The 6,890-nt window shown below is 72.7% G+C and carries 8 protein-coding genes; 1 reads left to right on the top strand and 7 read right to left on the bottom strand.

Annotated features, from left to right (window positions below; all coding sequences use genetic code 11):
• Window positions 1-87 precede the first annotated feature (87 nt).
• The 5 genes from AB0G35_RS26470 to AB0G35_RS26450 form a co-directional block, all read right to left on the bottom strand.
• The gene (locus AB0G35_RS26470) at window positions 88-753 is read right to left on the bottom strand and encodes a squalene/phytoene synthase family protein (protein ID WP_360954364.1); all 666 of its coding nucleotides are present in this window, start codon (window positions 751-753) and stop codon (window positions 88-90) included.
• 162 nt (window positions 754-915) lie between these two features.
• The gene (gene tgmB, locus AB0G35_RS26465; RefSeq protein WP_360954361.1) at window positions 916-1,842 is read right to left on the bottom strand and encodes an ATP-grasp ribosomal peptide maturase; all 927 of its coding nucleotides are present in this window, start codon (window positions 1,840-1,842) and stop codon (window positions 916-918) included.
• A gap of 6 nt (window positions 1,843-1,848) precedes the next feature.
• The gene (gene tgmA, locus AB0G35_RS26460) at window positions 1,849-2,040 is read right to left on the bottom strand and encodes a putative ATP-grasp-modified RiPP (protein WP_261953374.1); all 192 of its coding nucleotides are present in this window, start codon (window positions 2,038-2,040) and stop codon (window positions 1,849-1,851) included.
• A gap of 283 nt (window positions 2,041-2,323) precedes the next feature.
• Window positions 2,324-2,599, bottom strand: coding sequence for a hypothetical protein (locus tag AB0G35_RS26455; RefSeq protein ID WP_360954358.1), 276 nt, complete (start codon window positions 2,597-2,599; stop codon window positions 2,324-2,326).
• 60 nt (window positions 2,600-2,659) lie between these two features.
• Window positions 2,660-3,697: an AI-2E family transporter gene (locus AB0G35_RS26450; protein ID WP_360954390.1), complete on the bottom strand. Its 1,038-nt coding sequence runs from the start codon at window positions 3,695-3,697 to the stop codon at window positions 2,660-2,662.
• A 488-nt stretch (window positions 3,698-4,185) separates the two neighbouring features.
• Here AB0G35_RS26450 and AB0G35_RS26445 point away from each other — a divergent pair, with 488 nt between their 5' ends.
• Complete coding sequence (locus tag AB0G35_RS26445) at window positions 4,186-4,530, top strand: EamA family transporter (RefSeq protein WP_360954355.1); 345 nt, start codon at window positions 4,186-4,188, stop codon at window positions 4,528-4,530.
• A gap of 28 nt (window positions 4,531-4,558) precedes the next feature.
• Here AB0G35_RS26445 and AB0G35_RS26440 read toward each other — a convergent pair whose 3' ends face one another.
• On the bottom strand, window positions 4,559-5,347 hold the full coding sequence (locus AB0G35_RS26440; RefSeq protein WP_360954352.1) for a DeoR/GlpR family DNA-binding transcription regulator: 789 nt from the start codon (window positions 5,345-5,347) through the stop codon (window positions 4,559-4,561).
• Between the two features lie 42 nt (window positions 5,348-5,389).
• Window positions 5,390-6,439 carry an NAD(P)-dependent alcohol dehydrogenase gene (locus AB0G35_RS26435; protein ID WP_360954349.1) on the bottom strand — a complete coding sequence of 350 codons (1,050 nt, stop codon included), beginning with the start codon at window positions 6,437-6,439 and terminating at the stop codon, window positions 5,390-5,392.
• Between the last annotated feature and the right edge of the window lie 451 nt (window positions 6,440-6,890).

Here is a 6,890-nt window from a genome sequence, read left to right as displayed (position 1 = left end):
TCTGGCACAACGACAAGACAGGGCAGCCAGTCAAGCGATCACTGACCGCCTATGATCACTGACCGCAACGGCACCCCTTGGACTCATTCATCTAGCGGCGGCGGGGCCGGCCTGGGCCAGGTCCCGGTGCGTGAGTCCGTGCCGGGCCAGGGCGTCCTGGGGGATGCCGAGCCGTCCGTGGGACAGGTCCTCGGCGATGTCGTCCAGGAAGTCGAGGCGCTGCATCCCCTCGATGAAGCTGCGGCAGCCCGCCACGTAGGCCTCCGTGCCGGTGTCGGGCGCGAGCAGGCAGGTGAGGAGCATGAAGGCGGGCAGCGAATAGGCGTCGATGTAGTCCTGGAAGTCCCGCTCGGTGGCGAACCCGGACCAGTCCAGGTCCGCAACCGCCCCGGCGAGGAACTGAGCTACGTACGGCTCCAGTTGGGGGTGTCGCGTGACGGTGTGCCGCAGCACGCGCAACAACGGCTCGTCCGTCGGGCCGGCCGCGAGCGCCGTCCGCACCTGCCCGTCCCATGCGGCGAGCGCCGCGGCACGCTCCGCCACCGGGCCCTGGTCGATCCGGTCGTCCGTGTGGTGCATGAAGGCCGTGGCGGCGAGGACGTCGGGCACGAGCGAAGGGGGGAGCAGCAGCCGCACCGCGGTGTATTCGGCCCGGGCGAACCGCGCGACCAGACGGCGCTGCTCGGTGTAGTCACGCCGGAGCGACGGATCCGTGATCCCCGCCCGGTCGAGTGTCGCCGGCCAGCCGGCCATTCCCGCTCCCCTCGTCGGTGCCGCGACGACCCTAGACGACCTGCGCGGAAGATTGCGCACCGGGCAGCACACCGTCCCGGCACACTCGCCGTACCGTCGCACCCCACGCGCCGCACCGGACGGACGACGATCGCCGTACGAGTCCTCTGATCCCTGGGCCGGTCACGCCGGTTCCTCCGCCAGCCAGGTGGCGATGGCCTGGGCGATGGGCTGGTCGGTGTCGAGCTGGATGAAGCCGAACTGGCCGCCCTGGTTGCATTCGAGGAACCACCAGGCCCCCTCCCGGTCCTCCGCGAAGTCGAAGGCACCGTAGGAGAGTTGGGCGAGACGCAGGTACGCGGCGACCGAGCGCCGGACCGTGTCGGGGACCTCGGTGGGCTTCCAGGCGGCGTTCTGGGTGAAGCGGCTGTCGACCTCGTCCGGGTCGGCCTGCTTGCGGGCGGCGAAGAGCCGGCCTCCGACGCAGGTGAGCCGGATGTCGGCCTGCTTGTGGATGTGGCGTTGGAGCAGCGTGGGGGCGGCGGCCACCCCGGTGAAGTCCACGTCCGGGCCGATGCGCGTGGTGGGCAGCACCATCGGGGGTTCACCGGGGTGTTTGCCGGAGACCGACTTCACCACGAGGTCACGGTGGGTGGCGGCGAACTGCCGGGCGACCGACGGGAAGGTGGTGATCAGGGTGGGCGGGATGGTGAAGCCGCTCTGCTGGGCGAGGTGCAGCTGCCAGGGCTTGTAGCGGGCCTGCGCGGCCGCCACGGGGTGGTTCATCCAGCGTGCCGGGGTGCAGCCGAGCATGCCGTAGAGGGCGTGTTCGGCCTCCGTGGCGAGCCAGGCGGACTGTTCCGCGGCGTGGGTGCCGGGTGTCCCGGGCCGGCGGACCCACACCGAGCGCAGGCTGCGCAGGCTCACCATGCGCTCGCCCGCCTTCAGATGGCCGTGGAAGGAGCGGTGGGCGTAGTCCGCCGACAGGGCGACCCGGCCCGGAAGGTCGGCGGGATCGAGACGGACGAGCGGGACACCGCGGTCGTGGAGGATCGTGACCACCATGTCCGCGGTCAAGTCCTCCTCGCACGTGAGGACCAGGACGGTCATGGACGCTCAGTCGTCGAAGTGGGTCTTGGAGCCGGCCGTGGACGCGGTGGTACCGGTGGCCAGCAGGACCGCCCGGCTGGAGGTGGCCGGGCGCCCGTCGGGCAGTACGTTGAGTTGCCGCGTGGCGTCATAGGTGTACGGGGCCGCGGTCGACGGCGTCACCGCCGGCCGGGCGTAGCTCAACGCAAACGGTCGCATGCTTTCTCCTTTACAAGACCCGGTGACCGCCCGCCGTCGTGGCGGTGCGGTGACGGGAGCCCCCACCTGATGACTCTGCACGGAGGACGCGACAGTCCGATCGAATAGTTGCCAGTTTTGCTCGTTTCCGGCGATCCTCTTGACGGAAATGCGGTGAGAACGTAGCTGCCGACCCGGCACGCACGGTTTGACGGCACGGCACTCGGCCCCCGGGAAGAGCCTTCCCTCTGCCGTGCCGTAGATGGCCCGGATGTCGTCACACCTGACGCGGGGTCAGTGGACCTCAGCCGTCCGCGACCTCGGCGAGCCGGAACGGCCCCGCGGCGCCGGGGCCGAACATCACCGGCAGATTGCGTCGGCGCGGTACGACGACGAGCGGTTCGTCGCGGTACTCGCGGAGGAATTTCTCCAGCGGCTCCCAGATGAGATCCCGGTAGCCGGATTCCGTCCGCTGGTGCTCGAAGGAGAGGGTGAGCGCGGACTCCACGAGGCTCACGCTCACCGAGTCCACCTCCAGCCATTCCCCACCGATCCAGGCTTCGAGCCGCACGTATGACATGACGCAAGAGTGCCCCGGACGGTACGGCTGCCGCAATCCGCGTCCGGGCGCGCGCCGGGCTCAGGGGGTCCGGAAGGATGCGGCCGGGAGCGCGCGCAGCACGCTGTAGACGGACCACGCCACCGAAACGAGCGGTACCGCGACGATCGCGCCGGGCACACCGGCGGTGACCGCGCCGCAGACCACCGAGAGCGCCACCACCACCGGGTGCAGCCGGACCGCGCGGCTCATCACGAGGGGGTGCAGCACATGGCCCTCGATCTGGCCGATGACCACGATCAGCAGCACGACGATCAGCGCGATCAACGGACCCTTGGCGGCCAGCGCCACCACGGCGGCCACGGCCAGCGCGACCGGCGAGCCCACCAGCGGGATGAAGGCGGCGAAGAACTCCAGCACGGCCAGCGGGACGGCGAGCGGCACCCCCAGGACGAACAGCGCGACGCCCACGAGGACGGCGTTGATCGCGGCGACCAGGACGATGCCGCGGGTGTAGCCGGTGAACGTCGTCCAGGCGGCGCGTCCGGCGACGTGGACGGGGCGGCGCCGGTTGCCGGGCAGCTGGCCGCCGAACCAGCGCCACATCCGGCCGCCGGAGTGCAGGAAGAAGACCGTGCAGAACACCGCGAGCACGCCCACCGTCGCCGCTTCGACGAGCCGGTCCACACCGCTCAGGGCCGTGCTGATCAGCGCCGACCGGTGCGTGGAGACGAACCGCCGGACCCACGTCCGCAGGTGTTCGAGGGTCTCGCGGCTCAGGTGGACCGGCGGGCCCTCCAGCCATCGCTCGATCCTGGCCACCCCGCCGTCGAACTCCCGGCGCAGGCCCGCCCACTCCCCCGCGACGTTCGCACCGATCAGACTCAGCACACCGAAGAGCAGCACGATGCCGAGCAGCAGACCGGTCGCGACCGCCGCCGACCGGGGCATCCAGCGGCCGAACAGGCTGGTCAGCGGCTCCAGAAGGGCCGTCAGGACCAGCCCCAGGAAGACCGCCAGGGTCACCAGGTGGAATTTGCCCAGCGCCACGAACACCGCGTAGACGACCGCGCCCACGACGATCAGGCGCCATCCGTACGCGGCGGCGGCCTGCAGCATCGGGGACGGCCCGGCGGGTGCGGCCGGGCCGCGCTGCGTTCCCCCGGCCGCCGTCCGGCGTACGGTCACGGCCCGCCGGCCGCGGCCGGTCCGCAGGACCGTGCCCCGGCCGCCTGACCGGCCGCCGCTCCCAGGGGCGGCGGACGCTCTCCCCCGCTTGCTGCCGGGTCGCATCCGCACCTGGCCGCCACCGCCCTCCGCGCGCCCGTGCCTACCCAGAGGTGGTATCACCCGGCAGCGGTGCCCGAACGCCCGCGGGCCCGCATTCCCCCGAAGGCACGCGACCGTACGTCACCCGCCCGGCGGCTACCGGCCGGGCGGACGGGTGTCCGCACCGGTCCGGCGGGCGAGGAGCTGCCTGATGTGGGCGGGGGTGCTCCTGCTGGTCCTCGTCCGCCCGCGCCGCTCCGCGCCTGCCGGGCCGGGGGCATCCTGCCGACCCAGCGCGTCGCGACCGGGGCACCGGCCTGAACGGCCTGGCCGTCTCGATGCCGGTGGCCGTCCTCGTCGCCAGGCTGTTCGCCGGGCCGTCCGGGCCGGCGTCGGTGACCTGGCCGCTGGTGCTCACGGGGCTGGCGCTGGCGGTGCTGCACCCCGTCATCCGGTTCAGCCTCGAAATCCTCGCCCTGCGCCGGCTCTCCACCACCGCCGTCGGCACCCTGATGAGCCTGGAACCAGCCCTCGCCCTGGTCATCGGTGCCGTCGCCCTCGGCCAGCTGCCCGGTGCGGGGCCGGCGGCCGGGGTCGTCCGCGTCGTCCTGGCCGGCATCGGCGCCACCCGCACCAACAGCCGCGCACCGGCGCCCGGGGAGGGACCGCGGCCCGGCGCGTAACGGCCCTGCCGCGGCGCGTGGGAACAGGTCAGGCGTCGACCACGTCGACCGTCGCCCCACGGTCGCGCAGGGCGGCGAGTTCGGCGGCGGGCGTGCCGCGGTCGGTGACGACGCGGTCGTAGCGGCCGGCGTCGCCGTACGCGTGGGTGGCGGTCTTGCCGAACTTGGTGTGGTCCACGAGGAGCAGGGACCGCTGGGCGCAGTCCAGCATGGCCTCCTTGATGTCGGCGTACTCGCGGATCGGGTGGAAGAGCCGGCCGCCGAGGACGGAGACCGCCGACATCACCGCGAGGTCGGCGCGCAGCCGGCCGAGGGCGCGCAGCACGTCGGGGCCGACGCAGGAGCCGAATTCGCCGCGGTAGCGGCCGCCGAGCAGGGTGACCTCGGCGGCGGGCGTCTCGTCGAACAGCCGGGCCACGCCGAGGGAGTTGGTGATGACGGTGACCGCCTCGGTCCCGGCGATCCGCGCGGCGAGCGGGAACAGCGTGGTCGAGTCGTCCAGGACGACGGTGCTGCCGGGCCGGATCTCGTCGGCGACCGCGGCGCACAGCGCCTCCTTCAGCGGGCGCTGCACGCCGATCCGGAAGCGGGTGGCGGTTTCCATGGTGAGATCCGGGAAGGGGGCGGCCCGGCCGCGTTCCTTGCGCAGCAGCCGGCGCTCGGCGAGCTGGTCCAGGTCGCGGTGCATGGTCGCGAGGCTGACCCCGAAGTGCCTGGCCAGTTCGTCGATCCGGACCTCTCCGCGCTCGACCACGAAGGCCAGTACGTCCTGCCGTCGCCGGTCGACCTCGGCCAGCGACGACCGTGTGGAAGCCATCGGGGCCACCCCTTTCCCGGTCGCACAGCGGCAGCGGCACGCTTACCGCTGCGGATGGATGACGGCCTTCACCGCGGTCGCGTCCGTGGTGGCGACGGTCAGTGCGCGCTCGGCCTCGGCAAGACCGTAACGGTGCGAGACCAGCGAGTCGAGCCGGACCGCACCCGACTCCACCAGCGCGATCGCGGTGGGCCAGGTGTGGGCGTAGCGGAAGGTGCCGGTGAGTTCGAGTTCGTAGTGCTGCACCCGGCCGAGAGGGAGCGGGATCTCGTCGCCGCCCATACCGATGAGCACGACCCGGCCTGCCCGGCCGACGGTGCGGAGGGCCTCGCCGGTCACCGCGGGGACGCCGGAGCACTCCAGCAGCACGGTGGGGGTGAACCCGGCCTCGGGCAGCGGGGTGCGGGAGACGTCGAGGGCGGTGGCGCCGGCCGCCCGGGCGAGTTCGAGGCGGTGCGGGACGACGTCGGTGACGAGCACCTCCCGGGCGCCGAAGGCGTGGGCCGTCCGGGCGGCCACCAGGCCGATCGGACCGGCGCCGGTGATCAGCACCCGGTCCCCGGGGGCGACGCGGGCCTTGCGGCAGGCCCAGACGGCGACCGAGAGCGGTTCCAGCAGGGCGGCGTCCTCGATGGTCAGGGAGTCGGGGACGGCGTGGGCGAAGTCCTGGTGGACGGCGAGGTATTCGCAGAAGGCGCCGTCGACCGGGGGTGTGGCGAGGAAGCGCATGCCGGGGCAGAGGTTGTAGCGGCCCGCCCGGCATTCGCCGCAACTGCCGCACGGGGTGCCGGGCTCGATGGCGACGCGCCGGCCGGTCCGCTGCGGGTCGACGCCCGGGCCGCAGGCGACCACGGTGCCGGCCGCCTCATGGCCGAGGACGAGGGGCTCCCGTACGACGAAATCGCCGATCCGGCCGTGCCGGTAGTAGTGCACGTCGGAGCCGCAGGTGCCGACCGCTTCGACGCGGACCAGGACCTGCCCCGGTCCGGGGGCGGGGACGGGGCGCTCTTCGAGCCTCAGCTTCTCGGGGCCGTGCAGGACGGCGGCGCGCATGGTGGCGGGGATCTCGGGCTGCGCGGTGGTGGCGGTCATGGCGGGCACGGCTCCCTGGTCGTCGAGGATGTGCGCTCTTTTTTAGCAGTGCGAGCTAAACTTTTCACAAAATACGAGAAGACTGTGCGGCCGGTCCACCGTACGGCGATATCCGTCGGCGCAGCGGTGGAAGCCGCGCCTCTTCCCTCCGCGGAAGCCGCGCCCTTTTCCTCCATGGAAGCCGCACCCTCTCCCTCCTCCGCCCGCAGCCCGTCCCCGCCCTGGAGCACCCAAGGAGCAGGCCCGCCCCCTCGTCGAGTCCGATCCGGCCCGGCACCGCGATCGAGGACGGTACGACCCTTCCGGCCGGCCGCCACTGACCGGCCGCCACTGACCGGCCGCCACTGACCGGCCGCCACTGACTGGCCGTCAGCCGCACGGCGGCATCCGGCCACGGCCGCCACCCCGCCAGAACATAGAGTGGCAGATCGGTACATCACATGACATAGCG

The organism is Streptomyces sp. NPDC021749 (assembly GCF_040640655.1).
GTDB lineage: Bacteria > Actinomycetota > Actinomycetes > Streptomycetales > Streptomycetaceae > Streptomyces.
This window is presented reverse-complemented; position numbering and strand designations above follow the sequence as displayed.